Source organism: Drouetiella sp., assembly GCF_059504425.1.
The window spans coordinates 93,939-111,435 of record NZ_JCACIN010000097.1 but is presented as its reverse complement, the minus strand read 5'-3'; the positions used below and the strand labels follow the sequence as shown (position 1 = coordinate 111,435).

The 17,497-nt window shown below is 51.1% G+C and carries 18 protein-coding genes; 9 read left to right on the top strand and 9 right to left on the bottom strand.

Annotated elements, in window-relative coordinates:
• The first annotated feature begins 53 nt into the window (after positions 1–53).
• Positions 54–980, top strand: a complete 927-nt coding sequence (locus AC5JMP_RS23060; RefSeq protein WP_495853846.1) for a DMT family transporter — start codon at positions 54–56, stop codon at positions 978–980.
• A gap of 266 nt (positions 981–1,246) precedes the next feature.
• Here the strand turns inward: AC5JMP_RS23060 and AC5JMP_RS23055 are convergent, their stop codons facing one another.
• From AC5JMP_RS23055 to AC5JMP_RS23035, 5 genes are all read right to left on the bottom strand, one after another.
• The gene (locus tag AC5JMP_RS23055; protein WP_495853845.1) at positions 1,247–1,636 is read right to left on the bottom strand and encodes a hypothetical protein; all 390 of its coding nucleotides are present in this window, start codon (positions 1,634–1,636) and stop codon (positions 1,247–1,249) included.
• Between the two features lie 17 nt (positions 1,637–1,653).
• The gene (locus AC5JMP_RS23050; RefSeq protein ID WP_495853844.1) at positions 1,654–2,031 is read right to left on the bottom strand and encodes a cupin domain-containing protein; all 378 of its coding nucleotides are present in this window, start codon (positions 2,029–2,031) and stop codon (positions 1,654–1,656) included.
• Positions 2,032–2,237: 206 nt separating this feature from the next.
• Positions 2,238–2,945: a uracil-DNA glycosylase gene (locus tag AC5JMP_RS23045; RefSeq protein ID WP_495853843.1), complete on the bottom strand. Its 708-nt coding sequence runs from the start codon at positions 2,943–2,945 to the stop codon at positions 2,238–2,240.
• A gap of 451 nt (positions 2,946–3,396) precedes the next feature.
• Positions 3,397–3,963, bottom strand: coding sequence for a DUF1499 domain-containing protein (locus AC5JMP_RS23040; RefSeq protein ID WP_495853842.1), 567 nt, complete (start codon positions 3,961–3,963; stop codon positions 3,397–3,399).
• Positions 3,964–4,204: 241 nt separating this feature from the next.
• Positions 4,205–4,837, bottom strand: coding sequence for a VOC family protein (locus AC5JMP_RS23035; RefSeq protein ID WP_495853841.1), 633 nt, complete (start codon positions 4,835–4,837; stop codon positions 4,205–4,207).
• 345 nt (positions 4,838–5,182) lie between these two features.
• Here AC5JMP_RS23035 and AC5JMP_RS23030 point away from each other — a divergent pair, with 345 nt between their 5' ends.
• The 4 genes from AC5JMP_RS23030 (at position 5,183) to AC5JMP_RS23015 (ending at position 8,774) form a co-directional block, all read left to right on the top strand.
• Positions 5,183–6,349 carry a pyridoxal phosphate-dependent aminotransferase gene (locus AC5JMP_RS23030; RefSeq protein WP_495853840.1) on the top strand — a complete coding sequence of 389 codons (1,167 nt, stop codon included), beginning with the start codon at positions 5,183–5,185 and terminating at the stop codon, positions 6,347–6,349.
• 57 nt (positions 6,350–6,406) lie between these two features.
• The gene (locus AC5JMP_RS23025) at positions 6,407–6,949 is read left to right on the top strand and encodes a Uma2 family endonuclease (RefSeq protein ID WP_495853839.1); all 543 of its coding nucleotides are present in this window, start codon (positions 6,407–6,409) and stop codon (positions 6,947–6,949) included.
• A 107-nt stretch (positions 6,950–7,056) separates the two neighbouring features.
• Complete coding sequence (locus tag AC5JMP_RS23020) at positions 7,057–8,391, top strand: tRNA nucleotidyltransferase/poly(A) polymerase-related protein (RefSeq protein ID WP_495853838.1); 1,335 nt, start codon at positions 7,057–7,059, stop codon at positions 8,389–8,391.
• Positions 8,392–8,591: 200 nt separating this feature from the next.
• Complete coding sequence (locus AC5JMP_RS23015) at positions 8,592–8,774, top strand: hypothetical protein (protein WP_495853837.1); 183 nt, start codon at positions 8,592–8,594, stop codon at positions 8,772–8,774.
• Positions 8,775–8,971: 197 nt separating this feature from the next.
• Here AC5JMP_RS23015 and AC5JMP_RS23010 read toward each other — a convergent pair whose 3' ends face one another.
• Complete coding sequence (locus AC5JMP_RS23010) at positions 8,972–10,081, bottom strand: NAD(P)/FAD-dependent oxidoreductase (RefSeq protein ID WP_495853836.1); 1,110 nt, start codon at positions 10,079–10,081, stop codon at positions 8,972–8,974.
• 140 nt (positions 10,082–10,221) lie between these two features.
• Here AC5JMP_RS23010 and AC5JMP_RS23005 point away from each other — a divergent pair, with 140 nt between their 5' ends.
• Together AC5JMP_RS23005 and AC5JMP_RS23000 are read left to right on the top strand one after the other, a co-directional pair.
• Positions 10,222–11,073 carry a YaaW family protein gene (locus tag AC5JMP_RS23005; protein ID WP_495853835.1) on the top strand — a complete coding sequence of 284 codons (852 nt, stop codon included), beginning with the start codon at positions 10,222–10,224 and terminating at the stop codon, positions 11,071–11,073.
• A gap of 48 nt (positions 11,074–11,121) precedes the next feature.
• Entirely contained in the window at positions 11,122–11,586 is a 465-nt protein-coding gene (locus AC5JMP_RS23000) for a J domain-containing protein (RefSeq protein WP_495853834.1), read from the top strand.
• A 147-nt stretch (positions 11,587–11,733) separates the two neighbouring features.
• Here AC5JMP_RS23000 and AC5JMP_RS22995 read toward each other — a convergent pair whose 3' ends face one another.
• Positions 11,734–13,677 carry an ABC transporter ATP-binding protein gene (locus tag AC5JMP_RS22995; protein ID WP_495853833.1) on the bottom strand — a complete coding sequence of 648 codons (1,944 nt, stop codon included), beginning with the start codon at positions 13,675–13,677 and terminating at the stop codon, positions 11,734–11,736.
• Positions 13,678–14,311: 634 nt separating this feature from the next.
• Between AC5JMP_RS22995 and AC5JMP_RS22990 the strand changes: the two genes are divergently transcribed.
• Both AC5JMP_RS22990 and AC5JMP_RS22985 read left to right on the top strand, forming a co-directional pair.
• The gene (locus tag AC5JMP_RS22990; RefSeq protein ID WP_495853832.1) at positions 14,312–14,458 is read left to right on the top strand and encodes a hypothetical protein; all 147 of its coding nucleotides are present in this window, start codon (positions 14,312–14,314) and stop codon (positions 14,456–14,458) included.
• Positions 14,459–14,540: 82 nt separating this feature from the next.
• Entirely contained in the window at positions 14,541–15,347 is an 807-nt protein-coding gene (locus AC5JMP_RS22985; protein WP_495853831.1) for a dienelactone hydrolase family protein, read from the top strand.
• Between the two features lie 73 nt (positions 15,348–15,420).
• On the opposite strand, the gene AC5JMP_RS22980 is transcribed toward AC5JMP_RS22985, so the two are convergent.
• Both AC5JMP_RS22980 and AC5JMP_RS22975 read right to left on the bottom strand, forming a co-directional pair.
• Positions 15,421–15,696 carry a hypothetical protein gene (locus AC5JMP_RS22980; protein WP_495853830.1) on the bottom strand — a complete coding sequence of 92 codons (276 nt, stop codon included), beginning with the start codon at positions 15,694–15,696 and terminating at the stop codon, positions 15,421–15,423.
• A gap of 74 nt (positions 15,697–15,770) precedes the next feature.
• Positions 15,771–17,360, bottom strand: coding sequence for a glycoside hydrolase family 57 protein (locus tag AC5JMP_RS22975; protein ID WP_495853829.1), 1,590 nt, complete (start codon positions 17,358–17,360; stop codon positions 15,771–15,773).
• Positions 17,361–17,497 lie beyond the last annotated feature (137 nt).

Below are 17,497 nucleotides of genomic sequence, written 5' to 3'. Positions count from 1 at the left end.
TCTTGGCGGAAACTTCCAGCCTTAGTCAAAGTCCATGACTGTGAGTAAAACCTGTGACTGAACAAAAATCTTCTACTCAGACTTTGGCGGCTCCGCCAGCGCAAACTTCGGCAATAGTGGCTCTGCTGGCTCTAGCTGTAATCTGGGGCTACAACTGGGTGGTGATGAAGCTGGGAGTTCAGTATGCTGCTCCGTTTGATTTTGCTGCTATGCGGGCTTTTTGGGGGGCGCTCAGCCTATTTCTAGTGATGATTGTGCTGCGCAAGCCCCTCAAGCCACCTGTTTTTGGGGCAACGCTGCTGCTGGGCGTTTTGCAGACGAGCGGCATGATTGGGCTGTCTACTTGGGCATTGGTGAGCGGCGGGGCAGGAAAAACCTCTATCCTCTGCTACACAATGCCCTTTTGGATTTTGCTGTTCGCCTGGGTGCTGCTGCGGGAGCGACTGCACAAAGCCCAATGGCTGCATGTGTCGCTAGCGCTGGTGGGTCTGATGCTGATTCTGCTGCCGCTTAATTTGACGGATGCTTCCTTTAGCAAAGGGCTAGCCGTTCTTGCCGGGATGAGTTGGGGCATGAGCGCGATCGTGGTCAAAAAAATTGCCCAAAATCACTCAGTAGATTTGCTCTCGCTGACGGCATGGCAAATGCTGTTAGGCAGCATTCCTCTAATTCTGGTGTCACTGCTGTTGCCCAGTCCTCCAGTGCAATGGACAGGCACTTTCATTGCGGCGCTACTCTACAACATTATTCCGGGAACGGCGATCGCCTATATGCTCTGGATGTTTGCCCTCAGACGCTTACCCGCTGGCGTTGCGGGATTGGGTACTTTAGCCAACCCGGTGATTGGCGTATTCGCGGCTGGGGTGCAGCTGGGCGAAGTGCCAGACTTGGCAGAGGCGATCGGCATGATCCTAATCGTCATTGCCCTAGGATTTAACGTACTGCATGCCATGAAGCCGCAGAGGGTTTTGCAGAGTTAACTGCGACCCGACTCCTCTCACCCCAGGCAACCCTTCTAGCCCTTGAAAAAAGAGGGTAGGGAAATCAGGCTCGTAGAAGCATGTAGTCCTATGTAATTGAGTTAGGACGGGTTATTTTTTGAGAGCCGCGCTCCGCGCGGCTCTCAAAAAATAACTCATTGGATCTAAGCGCGTAGCGCTATGTCCACGATTGTGTTTCAAAAAAATCAACAACACGTCTAGACCATCACCCCCATCTACTCCCTGAGCATCCTGATTGGTTAAGATCAAACTGCTCTGTTTTTAATGAGCTTTATTCCAAAAACAAGAGACAGAAACAATGCACAGCCAAGCACTGATGTTAATGTTTCGCTCAGTTTAGGTGATATAAACACCATGAATCCTTTATCTTTAATCAAAGCTGAAAAGCTGGAAACACAGAAAGGCATCAGAAAGAGTCTGAAGGTTTGCCAGCGATCGCCTTTTCCCGCACCGCCTGAAGATACGCTCAGTAGCAAACCTATGCCAATAACCACACTAATACCAACTGCATTAATCCACACCTTGGGTGAAGGATCAAAATGAAAATAAACCGTCACAAGGTACCAAATCAGATAGCACCAGAGAATTGCTTTGTCTAATTTGATTTCATAAAGATATTGGATTAACCCTTTCATAGGCTGCTAATAAATAACTAGGACTGGACAGCAGCATGATCTAATGAGATAAGCTGATACCCCGCACTGGCTGGCGACACCACTGAAATAAATACCAAAGGCTCATCCCCTGTGTTAGACACGCCATGCACACATCCGTTATGAGCAATGACGACATCTCCTGCGGCGATCGGTTTTGTAGTGCCCGCCATGTCCAGACAATAGTCTCCTTTGCCAGCCAAAATAGTCCAGGTATCTTGCCCCTGAGGATGAATGTGGGCAGGAATCGTCTGACCAGGCTGGATAGTCCAGGCAACAATAACGGCTTCTTGAGATTCTGTCACAACCGAGCGAATCGGTTCTCCGTCTGTGGGCTGCAAAAAATTAGCGCTATTGAAGATTCGAGTTGTGCTCATCTTTATCTAGCGATCGAGAGCCGCCTTCGAGAATTTCTCAGGGGTCATCTTCTCACTAATGACCCTAAAGATCTGTCTCACCGATGACTTTCCAGGTAGTCCTTAAGGGGTAAGGATTTTTTGTTGTGTGGGCAAAGCCCACACAACAAAAAATCCTTACCTAAATACCACTACCACTTTCCAACCCCCTGATGGTGACTCAATCTTCAGGATTTCTCTCGTAATTCGTCTAGCTTGGCGCGCACGGTTTGAATATCCTGCCACATCAGCCACTTAGGGCTACCCTTCTCGCGAGACTGATTGCGCAACAGGTATGCCGGATGAAACACGGGCATACAGAAGCGTCCTTCCCACTCAATCCATTCGCCCCTAATCTTAGTGATGCCTCGCTTGTCACCCACCAGACCCTTCACGGCAGAAGCCCCTGCCAGCAAGATAATCTTAGGATCGACCATGCGAATTTGCTCCAACAGATAAGGACGACAGGCATCCATTTCGGCAGGGGTCGGCGTGCGGTTTTCGGGCGGTCGGCACTTAACGATATTGGCGATCAGCACATCTGCTTCGGTAAGCTGTACCGACTCCAGAATTTTGTCTAAGAGCTGTCCCGATTTTCCGACGAAGGGCAGACCTTGCAAATCCTCATTTTCTCCAGGCCCCTCGCCCACAATCATGATCGGAGCCTGGACATTGCCTCGATAGACCACAGCATGGGTTCGCGTTGCGCCCAGCTCACAGCGATGACAGCGATCGCAATGCGCCTTAATTTCCTCCATGTTGGAGTAAGTGCCGGGTGGAATCGGGATCTTGACATTTGTAGGAATTAACTCAGGGTCAATGGCTCGATCTGAGGCAGTATCACCTACAGCAATGTCACCCAGGTTAAATAGATCAATTTGGTCGTCGCTAGCCATGGATCTCTTAATCGGTGGAGGAGGTAAGTCTGAAGTCTTGTACTGTGAGTCTTGCACTGGAAGGCTCGCACTATGAGGCTCGCACTATGAGGCTTGTATATTGAGGCTTGTATATTAAAGCATTCAACTCAATTCCATCCAACTGTCTTGAGAGAAAAATTAGGTGACGCTTTAGAAAAAATGTTTGCAAAATCAGCACTCTACTGATTTTGGCAATAAAAAACCGACAGATTTCTGTTAAGAGTCTGCCGGCAAGTCGTGTGTTCCCTGTTGATGACTCGGCTAGAGTTGAGTCTCCTACAGTATGCAGGTCGGGAACTATAGCGATCGCGATCTCAATCATTTAATTTCGTGATAGAGATCACAGTTTGTGGGAATAGAAGATAAATGGGGAACTTTAAGCTAATTTGCTCCCGCAAAATCTCTATACCCAAAGCTTAGGCTTTAGGGTTTAAGCCTCCAGCGCCGCAAATTTCGATCGAATTTCTTCTACCCGCTTGCGATTTACTCCCAAATCTGATTCGCCCAAACGAGATGCCGATCGCACCTGAAGGACACCTGCATCTGAGTCGAGATAAAACTCCACATCATCCACAAAGCCCATTAGCGCGCTGGTGAATTCGACATAGAGATAGTCATTGGTGGCGGCAACAATGTTAGTGCGCTCCATGCCTTCAATCACCGACTTGAGGTTTGATAGTGCCGTTCCAGAAGACTTATAGGCGATCGCCCCAATTTGATGCTCCGAATCAGACTCTGAAGCCTGACTGCTAACACAGTTAGGAGAGCTAGGACAGGGCGCTAGCTTCCCGGCAGTCACGCCCAAATTAGTCGGGCGTTTTCCTGAGAACGAAAAAAGTGATTTACTTCCCATAGCAGTTCCGACGATAGGTGCACTAGAAAAAGATTGAAGGGATGAGTTTAGAACGGGAGGGGCAGCGATCGCTGCTTCCAAGTTGAGCCAGCCTGTCAGGAGAAAAAACAGGGTAAAGAAAAAAGTCAATCCTGACTTGAACATGATCTCATCTCTGCGTTTGCAATACTGCTGGTCATGTCTACTCTATCGATATTTATAGCAACCGCCAAGGCGGTTAGAACGGGGACATTCAGGGTGGGGCGCGAAACGCCTCACCCTAAATGTCCTAGGACAACTGGTGACAGATATACTTAGCGTTGCGCTAATTTTAGGGATGATTTTTTGTGAGAAGGGTGCAGAGCGCCCTTCTCACAAAATTCACCTGCCGATCGAGCAATGCCGTTTATTTTACTTTAGGGCTGCTCTTACGCTTCTGTTGAGTGGAGGGTACTTGATGAACAGGAGGCTCTATCTGGATTTCTTGAAGCTGGCTCTCCTGCATTTCAGCTTCAGAGATTTCAGCTTCAGAGATTTCAGCTTCAGAGATTTCGGCTTCAGAGATTTCGGCTTTGAGTATCTTAACGATGGGCAAATTAGTGAGGGGCAAGTCAGGGATGGGCAAGCCAGTGAGATAGGGCTGAGGCAGCTTAGTCTCATGTAAGATCAGCCGATTGCCAGCCGGATCGTAGGCATACACCTCTCGACCGTGAGAAGAAGTGATGATATCGCCTGGAAGTAAATGATCGCCGGTCAGCCGAGTTTCAACGAAAGCTTGCTCCACGGAAGCGATCGCCTCCTCTAGCTGATCTACCTCAATACAGAGGCTAATGCTGCCCGCCTGCCCCTCAAACTCCGATCGGTGAACTGTGCTGGGTTTAAAGATGCCAAGTCGCAGACCTGGAAGCTGAAACTCTGCATAGACTTCGGGGATATGTCTGACAGGCTCTTGCCCAAAAAGCTGCCGATAAAACCGCATCAGAGTTTTGCCATCTGGATCAGCCAACGCCACAAACACAGTGCTGCACTGCAAAGCCATAATTACTTTATTAATAGCGAGACTTTATTGATAGCGAGCTAGTAGCGAGTGATTTTTATAACTCTCTCTATCAAGTAAGCGTAAGCGATTGGCAACTGATTAACGGCTGTCCTCAACACTTATCTTCTCACTCCTCGCTCCACTCCTCGCTCCCCATTCCCCACTCCCCACTCCCTAGATGTAACCATCACCTGACATTCCCCTACATTTCCTATCGACGCATCAAAAATTTGAACTAGAGTGGAGGATGAAGATTCGATCGCACTTAATAAATTTATTCGGTAAATTTGTTCGGTCTCATTGAATTTTTAGAGACAGAAATATAGCGTTTTCTAGAGTTAGGCAATGAAACTGGCAGCACGTTTGGGACAGGTCACACCGTCGGTTACGTTGGTTATTGATGCAAAAGCTAAAGCCATGAAGGCAGAAGGCATTGATGTCATTAGCTTCAGCGTTGGGGAGCCAGATTTTGAAACCCCAACCCACATTCGTACAGCGGCGGCGGCGGCTCTAGAGGGTGGCAAGACGCGCTATGGCGCAGTGGCGGGTGAACCCAAGCTACGAGAAGCGATCGCCCACAAGCTCCAGCGAGACAACCAGCTCATCTACCAGCCCGAAAACGTGGTGGTCACCAACGGCGGCAAGCAGTCGCTTTACAACGCCATCATGGCGCTGATTGATCCAGGCGATGAGGTGATTATTCCTTCGCCCTACTGGCTCAGCTACCCAGAAATGGTGAAGCTGGCGGGTGGAACGCCTATAGTTGTGCCCACGACGGCTGAGGCAGAGTTCAAGATCACGCCTGAGCAGCTCAAGCAAGCCATCACTCCCAGAACCAAGATTTTTATCTTCAACACACCCTCTAACCCCACAGGCATGGTGTACACACCTGACGAGGTGCGGGCTTTGGCTCAGGTCGTTGTAGATCATGACATCTGGGCGATTTCTGACGAGATCTACGAGAAGATTCTCTACGACGGAGCTACCCACCTCAGCATGGGTGCCGTCAGCCCTGAAGCCTTTGAGCGAACGATCGTCAGCAGCGGCTTTGCCAAAACCTACGCCATGACGGGCTGGCGCATTGGCTTTTTGGCGGCTCCTTTGCCCCTAATCAAAGCCGCGTCTACGATTCAGGGACACAGTACCTCAAACGTCTGCACCTTTGCTCAGTATGGGGCGATCGCCGCCTACGAAAACTCTCAAGACTGCGTTAAGGAAATGCTTGCCGCCTTCACCGAGCGGCGTAAAGTGATTTTGGCAGCGCTCAATAGCATCCCCGGATTGAGCTGCCCGACACCCAACGGTGCGTTCTACGTTCTGATGGACATCCGCAAGACAGGCATGAATTCTGTTGATTTTTGTAGTGCTTTGCTCGAAGAACAGCAGGTTGCCGGGATTCCGGGCCTTGCCTTTGGCACAGAGGGTTTCGTGCGCCTGTCCTACGCTACAAACATTGAAACCATTGAGCGCGGCATGGAGCGGATTGCCGCCTTTGTGAAATCGCACGGCTAACGTCAGGTATTACTCAGGCATTGGGAGTTGCGATCGCGCCACAATTTAGGAGGCAGTATGGCTCTCACCGCTCAAGACCTCAAAATATTCCAGGCTCAACATCCCGATCACCGATTGGAGCTAGTCAACGGAGAGATCATTGTCATGTCGCCCTGTGGCTACGAATCCGATGAAATTGCTCTAGAAATTGGTGCGCAGCTTCGCAACTGGGTACGTCCTCGGCGATGCGGACGAGTCACTGGATCGAGCGCTGGATTCGTCTTGCCTAACTCAGACACTCGCGCCCCTGACGTGTCATTTGTTCGGGCTGAGCGGATGCCCTACACCACTGAAGACTATGCCCAGCTCGTGCCCGATCTCATATTTGAGGTGCGTTCTAAAACCGATCGCCTTGATTCCCTCAGAGCTAAAATCCGGCAGTTTTTGGAACTCGGTACAACTGTAGGTGCGCTCGTAGACTATCAGACTCAGACGATCGAGGTCTGCCGCAGGAATGCCGAACCCATTACCTTGCATAATGGCGATCGCTTCACAGTCCCCGAACTGCTGCCGGGGTGGGAAATGGAAGTCTCTAGTATCTGGGCACCCGAATTTAATTGAACATCGACTGACCATTTGCCGCTAATTTCAGTAAACATAGAGTTTTAGTAGGCGCAATTTTAGCTGGGACTTCAGAGCAAAATCGCCCATCACGTTAGGACAATCTGTTGGAGCAGACGTATTTGTTAGAGACGCATTTATTTGAAGACATTGCGCGGACACAGGGTTTAGATGCCTCAGTGCTATCGCCGCAAACCTGGCCGTTTAGCCTGGATTGGCTGCCCCGATCGACCTACTTAGTTGGGGGCAACGTCCGGGATGCACTGCTGGGCAGACGGGCTGACTATTTAGACCTGGATTTCGTCATGCCCGAAGGGGCAGTGAAGGTCGCTAAAGCGATCGCGACTCACTATCAGGCAGGATTTGTGCTGCTGGATGCTGAGCGCCAGATCGCCCGCGTGGTGTTTGAGAAGGCCACCGTCGATTTTGCTCAGCAGGTGGGCGATAGTCTGGAAGAAGATCTGCATCGGCGCGACTTTACCGTGAATGCGATCGCCTACAGCCCTCACACCCAGGAGGTGCTCGATCCGCTGCAAGGGGCGATCGCGCTGCGGCAGCAGGTGATCCAGATGATTGCGCCCGAAAACCTCAAAGAAGATCCTTTGCGGTTGCTGCGGGCTTACCGACAGGCGGCTCAGCTTGGTTTTACGCTGGAGCCAAACACCCGCAAAACGATTCAACACCTAGCGACCCTGCTGCAAGAAATCGCTGCCGAGCGGGTTCAGGGCGAAATTGGCTATTTGCTCAGCACTGCTAAGGGGACTCCTTTTCTAGCCATGGCATGGCAAGACGGCTTGCTGAAGCACTGGTTTCCCCATGCGACCGCCATTGGCTTGCAGCAGCTAGGGCAAATTGACGAAGCGGCAGTGACGCTCTCCAAAACTTGGGGAGCTACGGGCTTGGAATTGTCGGGTTGGCTGCGAGATCAGCACAAGACTTCCGGCACGGGGCGAAGCTGGTTGAAAATTTCTAAGCTGAGCTGTCTAGTCAGCCCTGAGCCATCTAGGGCAGAGCAGGAGCTGTGGCGTTTAAAGTACAGCCGAGCTGAGATCCAGGCAGTATTGACTGCGATCCATTGGCTCCCCCAAATTTGCGCCGTTGAGGCAGAGCCTTTATCGCTGCGAGATCAGTACAATCTTTTTCGCGGCGTTGGCTCGGCATTCCCCGCTCTGGCAGCTCTGGCAATGGCATGGGGGACTTCTCTGGCGGCGATCGCCCCTCTGATCGAGCGATTCTTGCAGCCTGAAGATCCGGTGGCTCACCCGGCGGCTCCGCTGACGGGCAAAGATCTAATGACCCAGCTCAATCTACCGCCCGGACGACAAATTGGTCAGCTTCTAGAAGCCATTCAGTTGGCGAGAGCCGAGGGTGAGATTGAGACCCGTCAAGAGGCTCTAGAGTTGGCTATGACTTTAGTAAAGCCACGCTTGCCGAGCCAATAAAGCTGCACTCCTCACTACCGATCACTCTACCGCCTGCGCCAAATCACAGGATTAATTCAGGTTAAACATTATGATAAAATAGACGACCTGTGGGAAATTTTTGATGAAGACGTTGGCGACACTAGCTCATGTGCGTGACAACAGATTTTCATTGATCCAGTTTTTCTCTAACTAAATTAACAGACGTAAAGAGGTTCAGAATGGCTAAACGCCGCAACCAAAAGAAAGAAAAAGCGCTCCGTAACCAGGCTTATGCTCGCAAATTCCGCAAGCGCACGAACGTCGGTCGATTTGGCAAGCGGCGCTATGGCAGTGGTGGCAATGCCCAAGAAGACGAGAACAGCGACAACATGAGCCAAGATGGGGCTGAAGCCGCTGAGTAGTCTTGCTAGAGACTCAAAAGTAGAAATCTCGGTGTAGAAATCTGCGTATAGAAATGTAAAAAAGTCGATAGTGGTTTTACTATCGGCTTTTTTAGGTAGGGCTGTCGCCAGTTTGCTGAGGAAAGTTTGGGTGGGGCGAAGCGCCCCACCCAAACTTTCCTCAGCAAACTGCCTTGGCGGTCGCTATGTCTCCTTTTTTACACAAGAGACAAGGAGTTCAGCAGGTCTCCAAAACTCCCTGAGCGATCGCCTCCAAAAATCCCCTTCTCCTGTAGCAAAATTGCGGTCTGCTCTGCTGCCGTCCAGCCCGATTGCAGGGCACTTTCAAGCTGGTTGCCGCCGCACCAGTCGCCGCTACAAACTAAGGGCAGGGGCTGTTTTGTGCTGAGGCAAAAGTCGGCGATCGGCTGCGCCACAAATCCGTAGCGCCAGCGATGCACCTGCAAGTCTTCTGGGTGACTGAGCCAAGGCAGCAAATCTTGCCCCATCAGATCTTGTGCCGTCTTCAAAAGCTGCTGACCCACTGATTTTAGATCGGTTGATTCTAAGTGGCGATCGGCAAACTGGGCGCTGCTCTGAGCCACAATAACGGGCTTGGCGCTTTCAGGATGCTTGCTAGTTTCCAATCCTATCCAAGCTAGATCTGAAGTCTCGGAACCTGCAGCTTTCCAAGAAATATCTGCTAGCTTAACTTGCTGAGGCGCATAGGTAGCGATCGCTGTAATGCAGGGAGCAAACTCGACCGAGCGCACTGCCGCCAATAGATCGGGCATCTGATTGGCAAATGGCTCTAGCAGCGGCACGGCCTGGGGTGCGGGAATAGCCAGCACCAGGCTTTTGGCGATGGTGGTTTCGGTTAGAGCTGTTGCCCAATCCGCTGCTTCCAGGGTCAAAGCCCAAGTTTGTGCGGATGTAGGAGCGATCGCCTGAACCCGCTGACCTCGACAAATCTCTAGTCCGGTTGCCAAAAATTTGGCGATCGCCGTAATGCCGTCAGCCGCCACATAACGAGGATGGCGTTCGGATTCCTGGAGCTTACCGCCGTCTGCTGTATGAATGATGTCTGTCCACAGATGAATTACGCCTTGCTCAAACAGCTTCTGCACGAGAGCCTGAGAAAATATCCCCTGATCTTCTAGACAACGTAGCCCATGATCAGCCCAGGTGTCCTGCAATCGCCGAGTCGCGACTCGCCCCCCTAATCCGCGTGATTTCTCCAAAACAACTACCTGATATCCCCGATGCTGAAGGCGCTGAGCGCAGATCAGACCTGCCATTCCTGCGCCGACTACAGCCACGTCAAACATGGTTCTCCTCTGACTTTATCCACCTAAGATTTCTCACCCAAGATATTGCTTCACTCAGAACACCTTTGCACATTCTCTTGACACATTCAGTAGAATATTAGACATCGGGGCGTGAATATAACGCGGTGGAGGGATGTGCCTTGGAAGAGCTGAGAGTAGCGCTTGAGCTAGCAACAGATGACGAACTGCAAACGCTAACAGACATCTTGTTTCGCCGAAAATTCAATCCCCTGGACTATCTTTACACCCCTGAACCGATCGAAATTCAGAGTCAAGACCGTCAGGTGCAGATCGCCTCTATTGAAGAGCGATTTCGCTTTTTGGGCGCAGATGGCATGACCATTCTATTGGGTAAAACTCATCAAATTAGCTACAGACAAGTGCTAGTTCAGGTGTGTCGCTACCTAAGAATTCCCTACGCCTCCAGCTACTCGGCAGAAGATCTGGAAGCTGAAGTCTTTTTACATCTACTCAACCGAGCATGGCAGCAGTTACCCCTCAAAGAACAGAAAACTCTTGAGAATCAGCTTCAGCAGACCATTTCAGAATCTCATTTAGCGCAGCAAATGCCTGCTGCACCTCATAACGATCCGGTCAGCTTTTTGTTGAAGGGGGGTGGAGCTTTAGCGATGAGTTCGGTGATTCGTCCGCTCATACTACAGCTGGTTGCCCGTCAGTTTGCCCTCCATGCAGCCACCTATCAGGTTGCCAGACAGGCAGTTTTGCAGGGTGGTGCAACGGTTGCTACGCAGATTCAGAGTCAGGCAGCTTTACAGACTGCCAGCCGCGCCATGGCGACTAGCGCGGCACGCTATGGGGCAACTCGCAGCGTACTTGCCGTTTTGGGGCCCGCCATGTGGGTATGGTTTTTCACCGATTTAGGCTGGAGAGCGATCGCCACCAACTATGGGCGAGTTATTCCTGTGGTCTTCACCTTGGCTCAAATTCGCCTGACCCGCTCTGACTTAGAGTATTGTTTTGAGATAGCTTAGGACTGGGTCTAAAGAAACTTTGAGTCTGAGTATTTCTGGGAGAGATCGATGGCTGAAGGGGGGGCAGAGTCAACTTACAACTTGACCTACTACGACTTGCTAAGTTTGCACCCTTCTGCATCGGTGCAGCAAATCAGGCAGACCTACCGAGAGCTGAGTAAGCAGTACCATCCAGATACAACGAGCTTACCTGCCGCGATCGCCACCGCAAAATTTCAGCAGCTCAACGAAGCCTATGCGGCGCTGAGCAATCCTGAACGACGGCTTGCTTACGACTTGAAAATTGGCTACTCGCGCTACTCAGTGATTCAGCCGCCCAGGGATCTCAATCGTCCGTTCTCTGAATCTCTGCTTGAATCGCGCAAATATCGCTCCTCAGCCTACCTCGATCCCACCGATCGCCCGCTTTCTGCCGGGGAAATCTTCGCTCTATTTATTATGGCAGTCACCTTTTTGGGATGCATTGGGCTGGCGATCGGCATAGGCATTGCTAGGGGTGAGATTGCTCTGTAGATTCATGATTCCCTGCATGAGGGTTCAATGAGAGCACTCTCAGAATAGAGCAACCGCCAAGGCGGCTAGGTTTAGGACATTTTAGGGTGGGGCGCAAAGCGCCCCACCCTAAAATGTCCTAGGTAAACTGGCGACCGCCATAGCTGCTCAATTCACTGCCAAGCCTCGCTGAGCCTGACGATCGCGGATTACCTCCAGGCTGCCCAGCGGAATCGCATTAATTAACTGCCGAGTGTAAGCCTGCTGCGGTTCGCGGTAGATGCGCTCAGCCGTGCCAATTTCCTCGACCTTGCCCCGATTCATCACCATGATGCGATCGCTCATAAACTTGACGACACTCAAATCATGGGAAATAAAGATATAGGTCAGCTTAAACTCTTCTTGCAACTCCTTCAGCAGATTTAGCACCTGCGCCTGCACCGAGACATCTAGCGCCGACACCGACTCATCGCAAATAATAAACTTAGGATTCAGCGCCAATGCCCGTGCAATACAAACCCGCTGCCGCTGCCCCCCCGAAAATTCGTGAGGATAGCGATTGGCACAGGTTGCCTCCAGACCAACGCGTTCTAGCAGATAGGCGACCCGCTCTTGACGGTTGCGGCGGCTATTGCCCACGCCATGAATTTTCAGCGGCTCCATGACCGCAGCCCCAATCGACATACGCGGATCGAGCGAACTAAACGGATCTTGAAAGATAATCTGGATCTCGCGCCGAAAGCGATTCATTTGGGCAGTAGGAAGCTGAGCGACATCGACGTTATTAAACAGAATCTTGCCCGCAGAAGGTCTGATCAGCCGGATCAAGGTGCGTGCCAGCGTGGTTTTGCCACAGCCTGATTCTCCTACTAGCCCTAGGGTTTCGCCCGGAAACACCTGAAAGCTGACATCATTGACTGCCATTACATAGCGCTGCGTCTGCCCAAACACGCCGCGTACCGGATAGCGCACTTGCAAATGTTCAACCGACAGCAGTGGCGCCTGTTGCCCCAATTCCGTCAAGCGTTGAGACACCTCTTCTAAGCTAATTTCTGTACTAAAACGCATCACTTGCTCAGAATTCATCTGCCGTTCGCGGATCAATGGCTCGCCCGTTGGCGTATCTACAACCTCCATAAAGTCTGAGACAGTGGGCAGATATTTCATGCGATGTCCAGGCTGAGGGCGACAGGCTAGCAGACCTTTTGTGTAGGGGTGCTGTGGATTTGAGAAGATTTGCCACACCGAGCCATATTCAACAATTTTTCCCTGATACATTACCGCCACCGAGTCGGCAATTTCGGCAATGATGCCTAGGTCATGGGTAATGAACATGATCGACATGCCCCGGCGATCGCGCAGTTCTCGCAGCAGATCCAAGATGGTGGCTTGCACGGTCACGTCTAGCGCCGTCGTTGGCTCGTCGGCAATCAGCAGAGACGGATTGCAGGAGATCGCCATGGCAATCATCACCCGCTGAATCTGACCACCCGAAAGCTCGTGGGGATAGCGCTCTAAAATCGCTTGTTTCCGCTGGTTCACCCACTGCATAATTTGTTTTTCAGAGGGCGGCTCAGGGGTCAAATCAGATTTTGGTCGAGCAGACTCCTTACTCCAGGCTTCAAGGGCATCTTGCTGAAGCACCTGATCGCTAGGCAACAGCTTTACCTCTTGAAGCAGATTAATGGCTCGTCGCCGCGCCTCGGCCGGAGAAATATTGGGCTGGTGCTGCCGTAGAGCTTCGGTGAGCTGAAAGCCGCAGGTGTAAACCGGATTCAGCGAACTCAGTGGCTCTTGAAAAATCATAGAAACCTTGCCGCCCCGATATCGCTGCATTTGCAGCGACGAGAGCGATCGCAAGTCCACCGCTTCATCACCGCCATCCAGTCCGCGAAACCAGATTTCTCCCTCTGTCACCTTGCCGGGGGGATTGGGCACCAAACCCATGACCGCGAGCGAAGTTACCGACTTGCCCGATCCCGATTCGCCCACAATGCCTAACGTCTGTCCGCGCTGCACCTGAAACGAAATGCCATCCACGGCTGTGATGAAGCGATCGCCGCTCTGGAACTGTACCTGGAGGTTGCGAACATCAAGGATAGTGTCAGTCATGGAAAATCAAACAGCGAGTTTGAAACGAGTGTAACCTAGCAGATTAGATGGATTGTAGCAGTTGCCGAATCGAGCTGAGTTGAATTGACCCCTCTAGCCTGAGACTAAAGCATGGGCTGGAACATCCAAGTATCTAAATTTACGAATTTCGGGCGATCGCTTTAGTGCTTTTGCACCACATGGCACATGACAAATCTGCGTAGACCCTAGAAATATGTGCGAAATAAAAGGATGTTGTCACCACTTTCACTTAGATGCAAGCTTAAAATTCGTAAAATTTATACTCAAGAACCTTTGCGTATACTGAGTTAAGTGAAAATATGTAGCTCTTTGGGATAACCCCTCAGCAAAGTTCAATTAAAGTAAGCTTGTATTTTGATATTACTCCATGATATCCTTTTTGTGATATCCATCAGAGATATCAAGCAGGTGCCAGAAGTGCAATTTTAGAGTAGGCTCCTGAGCTTACAGGATTTGGACTTGTAGAGACTGGTCTTAGAGGTTCCACTATTTTTTGGAGTGGACAAATTTTTGCATCTCAGAATCCATGGTTCGGATGATCCATTTGCATTTGTGCAAGGGGTCTCAGTTCACGCTGTTTTAACCAAATTTTTCTACAGGATGGCTCCCAATTATGGAATTACTGCTTCTTGGTTTTGCTGCAATGTTTTGTGCTCCTCTCCTTGAAAAAGAGAAGCCCAAAGATTCACCTCCAAAATCTAACGATCGCGTCATCGTCGTGGTCATTGACTCGGATGGAAAGCCCAAAGCCGACAAATAGGCTCGACTTCAGAGCCATGAAGATTTGTTGACGAACAAGCCTTAGCGGTAGAATTATCATCGACCGCTACCCTCCTGATTTTATGAAAAGACGTGACCTGTTGATGGCTTCCTCTGGCATTGCTGCCGCGACTCTGCTCACCAGAGCAGAGGGTCAAGCGATCGCCGCTATGCCCACAACGCCCGGAGCAATGGTGACGCTGGCGGGTGATCTCAAAGGCTACTATGTTCACCCCAGCGGCACGGTTGCCCACCCAGCTGTAGTAGTAATCATGGAAGCCTTTGGGCTGAATGCCTACGTCAAGAGCGTATGCGATCGCCTCGCGCAAGCCGGATACGCTGCCCTCGCCCCTGACTTCTACTATGGCGATACGTTTGAGTACACGAACGTTTCTGCCGCAGTTGCCAAACTCAAAACCCTGAAGGACGACACCGTTATGACGGAGTTTGGCAAAGGGCTAGAGTTTTTGGCGAGTCGTATGGAAGTCAAGCCCGGTGCGGTCGGCACGATCGGCTTTTGCATGGGCGGGCGCTTTGTCTACTTGGCAAGCGCCACCCACGCCGACAAACTTAAGGCAGGTGTCTCCTTCTATGGCGGCGGCATTGCAGCAAATCCTGATCCGTTAGGACGTAAAGCGCTGCTTGATCTCACGCCTGCGATCCAGTCGCCCATCATGCTGATGTACGGCGCAAACGATCAGTCGATCGCCCCTGACGAACATGAGCGGATAGCGCTGTCGCTGTCTACAAATAAAAAGCGCTACGCCATTAACGTGTTTCCTGATGCAGACCACGGATTTTTTAGCGATCGCCGGGATAACTATAACTCTGCTGCTTCAGATGAAGCCTGGGCAATGACCCTGGCGTTTTTCCAGCGGCATTTGGCTTGAGCAGTGTGGCGGCTGATCGCGGATAATTGACCATCACATCAACCGCCACACTGTGCTACCAATCTACCTGGCGCTAATGGTGGAGGAAGTGCCCTATCTGTTCGATCGCTGATCCAAACCCAACCTCTGCCGTATGGACGCCCTTGCTGACCGCATGAACCGCAGATTTAAGATCTGCACCTGGGTCAATGTAGCCTAGCGTCTCCACTGTGGCACTGGGCAAGATTTCAGATGGTTGACCGGGTTGCGAATTCCAGCCAGTACTGCGAACTTTCAGCAGATCGCGGCAGGAGGCTGCAATTCCCCAAGCGACTGGAACAGCGACTAAAACGATTGGCAAAAGATGCATGGTTCACCCTCTAGCGTAAATTGCCCAAGCGACTTGCTTTCATTCTGGCTGTTCCGTTACTTTGATGCCAAGGGCTACAAGGGTCGGTAAACCCGGTAATTAATGCTAGGAAAAACATTATCGATCGCCTCGACTTTCTCTAGCCATCCCGAATCAATTTTCCCCTGCAAAATATCTTCCCAGAGCTTGTTGAACCGCTGAAGGTGCGATCGCGTCCGGCGCACGGCATAAGGAACCATAGTGCCCGTCCGCATGATAAACGCCCAGTCAGAAGATTGTGCCAGCAGCAGCTCACGGGCGGCTTGGTTGAGCGATCGCCACTCTAGCTCATCCACAGGTTCACGCTTGGCAAGCTCAATCATCCGCTCTGCTGCCTTGTGCAAATGCGGATAGATCCAGGAATTTGTCTCGTTGAGCCAATACTCATGGAAGCCTCGAAAGCCCCAACTCGACTGTGCCGGACGGCAAACCTGCTGCATCGGATGCTTTTGCAGATAATCTGCTAAGTGCGTCATCTCAAAAGTGCCTTGGTCAAACCAGGTTTTGCGGAACAGGTAGTCAATAAACCACGGGCCCTCGTACCACCAGTGACCAAACAGCTCCGCGTCGTAGGGCGAAACAATTAGCGGCGGACGCTGCATAATGTTGTGAAGATGCTCGACCTGCTGCACCCGATTTCGCATAAAGTCTTCAGCGTGCTCGGCAGCCTTCTCTTTTGCCCAGTAGGGATCATAAAGATTCTTTTCGCTTAGGCTCAGCCCTTTACCCGTAATTTTGTGGTATTTGATGCCCGTATTCTTGCGCTGTCCGTTAGGCATTACGTAAGGCTTGATGTACTCATACTCTGCATCCCAGCCCAGATCGCGGTAAAACTCACGGTATTCCGGTGCGCCGGGATATCCCACCTCTGACGACCACACCTGCTGCGAAGACTCCTGATCGCGCCCGAAGACAGCAACGCCGGTTTCGGTGAAGATGGGAGAATAGGTGCCAAATCGGGGACGAGGGCGGGCATATAGTACCCCATGACCATCCGTGAGAAAGTAGCGGATGCCTGCATCGGCGATTAAGCGCTCCACGCCATCATAGTAGGCGCATTCGGGCAGCCACATGCCTACAGGCGGACGACCAAAGTTTTCTTCATAGTGCTCACAGGCAACCTGGATTTGTGCCCAGACCGCCTGTGGGTACATTTTCATCAAGGGAAAGTATCCATGGGTAGCACCGCAGGTAATAATTTCCAGGTTGTTGCTGTCCTGAAATTGCTTGAAGGCTCCCACTAGATCTCGCTGATGGCGCTCCCAAGTTTGCCGAACCTTGCTAGACTCAGCAGCATAAAATTCTGCCAGATACCGGAGGTGCCCATTTTGAGCATTGTGATCAATTTCTCTCTCGGTTAGCTCCTGAAGCTGAGCTAAATAGCAATCGAACCGATCTTGAAGCAAAGGGTCGCGCAGCATGGACACCAGTGGGGGAGTCATGCTCATGGTTATCTTAAAGTCAACCCCGTCTTGCTTGAGTCCTTCAAAGACATGAAGCAAGGGGATATAGGTTTCTATAATTGCCTCGAACAGCCACTCCTCTTCCAGAACGTAATCACTTTCTGGATGTCTGACAAAGGGCAGATGGGCATGAAGAACGAGGGCAAGATAACCAATACTCATAAGAACGTAAGAAATAAGAGACTGAGCGAACGGTCGGACAAATCACTGAACAAACAGGAGAGGGATGTAAAACAAAGTATTAAAGAACTAATGGGCAAACTAGGTGTATCAGGCTGACCAATATCGAGCTAACCTAT

What these genes read in the sequence shown, in the direction of transcription:
- AC5JMP_RS23040 (WP_495853842.1), bottom strand. Translation starts at nt 3,963, where the DNA reads ATGTTCAAGTCAGGATTGACTTTTTTCTTTACCCTGTTTTTTCTCCTG.
- AC5JMP_RS23010 (WP_495853836.1), bottom strand. Translation starts at nt 10,081, where the DNA reads ATGTTTGACGTGGCTGTAGTCGGCGCAGGAATGGCAGGTCTGATCTGC.
- AC5JMP_RS23025 (WP_495853839.1), top strand. Translation starts at nt 6,407, where the DNA reads ATGGCTCTCACCGCTCAAGACCTCAAAATATTCCAGGCTCAACATCCC.
- AC5JMP_RS23045 (WP_495853843.1), bottom strand. Translation starts at nt 2,945, where the DNA reads ATGGCTAGCGACGACCAAATTGATCTATTTAACCTGGGTGACATTGCT.
- AC5JMP_RS23050 (WP_495853844.1), bottom strand. Translation starts at nt 2,031, where the DNA reads ATGAGCACAACTCGAATCTTCAATAGCGCTAATTTTTTGCAGCCCACA.
- AC5JMP_RS23030 (WP_495853840.1), top strand. Translation starts at nt 5,183, where the DNA reads ATGAAACTGGCAGCACGTTTGGGACAGGTCACACCGTCGGTTACGTTG.
- AC5JMP_RS23015 (WP_495853837.1), top strand. Translation starts at nt 8,592, where the DNA reads ATGGCTAAACGCCGCAACCAAAAGAAAGAAAAAGCGCTCCGTAACCAG.
- AC5JMP_RS22975 (WP_495853829.1), bottom strand. Translation starts at nt 17,360, where the DNA reads ATGAGTATTGGTTATCTTGCCCTCGTTCTTCATGCCCATCTGCCCTTT.
- AC5JMP_RS22985 (WP_495853831.1), top strand. Translation starts at nt 14,541, where the DNA reads ATGAAAAGACGTGACCTGTTGATGGCTTCCTCTGGCATTGCTGCCGCG.
- AC5JMP_RS23035 (WP_495853841.1), bottom strand. Translation starts at nt 4,837, where the DNA reads ATGGCTTTGCAGTGCAGCACTGTGTTTGTGGCGTTGGCTGATCCAGAT.
- AC5JMP_RS23055 (WP_495853845.1), bottom strand. Translation starts at nt 1,636, where the DNA reads ATGAAAGGGTTAATCCAATATCTTTATGAAATCAAATTAGACAAAGCA.
- AC5JMP_RS23000 (WP_495853834.1), top strand. Translation starts at nt 11,122, where the DNA reads ATGGCTGAAGGGGGGGCAGAGTCAACTTACAACTTGACCTACTACGAC.
- AC5JMP_RS22990 (WP_495853832.1), top strand. Translation starts at nt 14,312, where the DNA reads ATGGAATTACTGCTTCTTGGTTTTGCTGCAATGTTTTGTGCTCCTCTC.
- AC5JMP_RS22980 (WP_495853830.1), bottom strand. Translation starts at nt 15,696, where the DNA reads ATGCATCTTTTGCCAATCGTTTTAGTCGCTGTTCCAGTCGCTTGGGGA.
- AC5JMP_RS22995 (WP_495853833.1), bottom strand. Translation starts at nt 13,677, where the DNA reads ATGACTGACACTATCCTTGATGTTCGCAACCTCCAGGTACAGTTCCAG.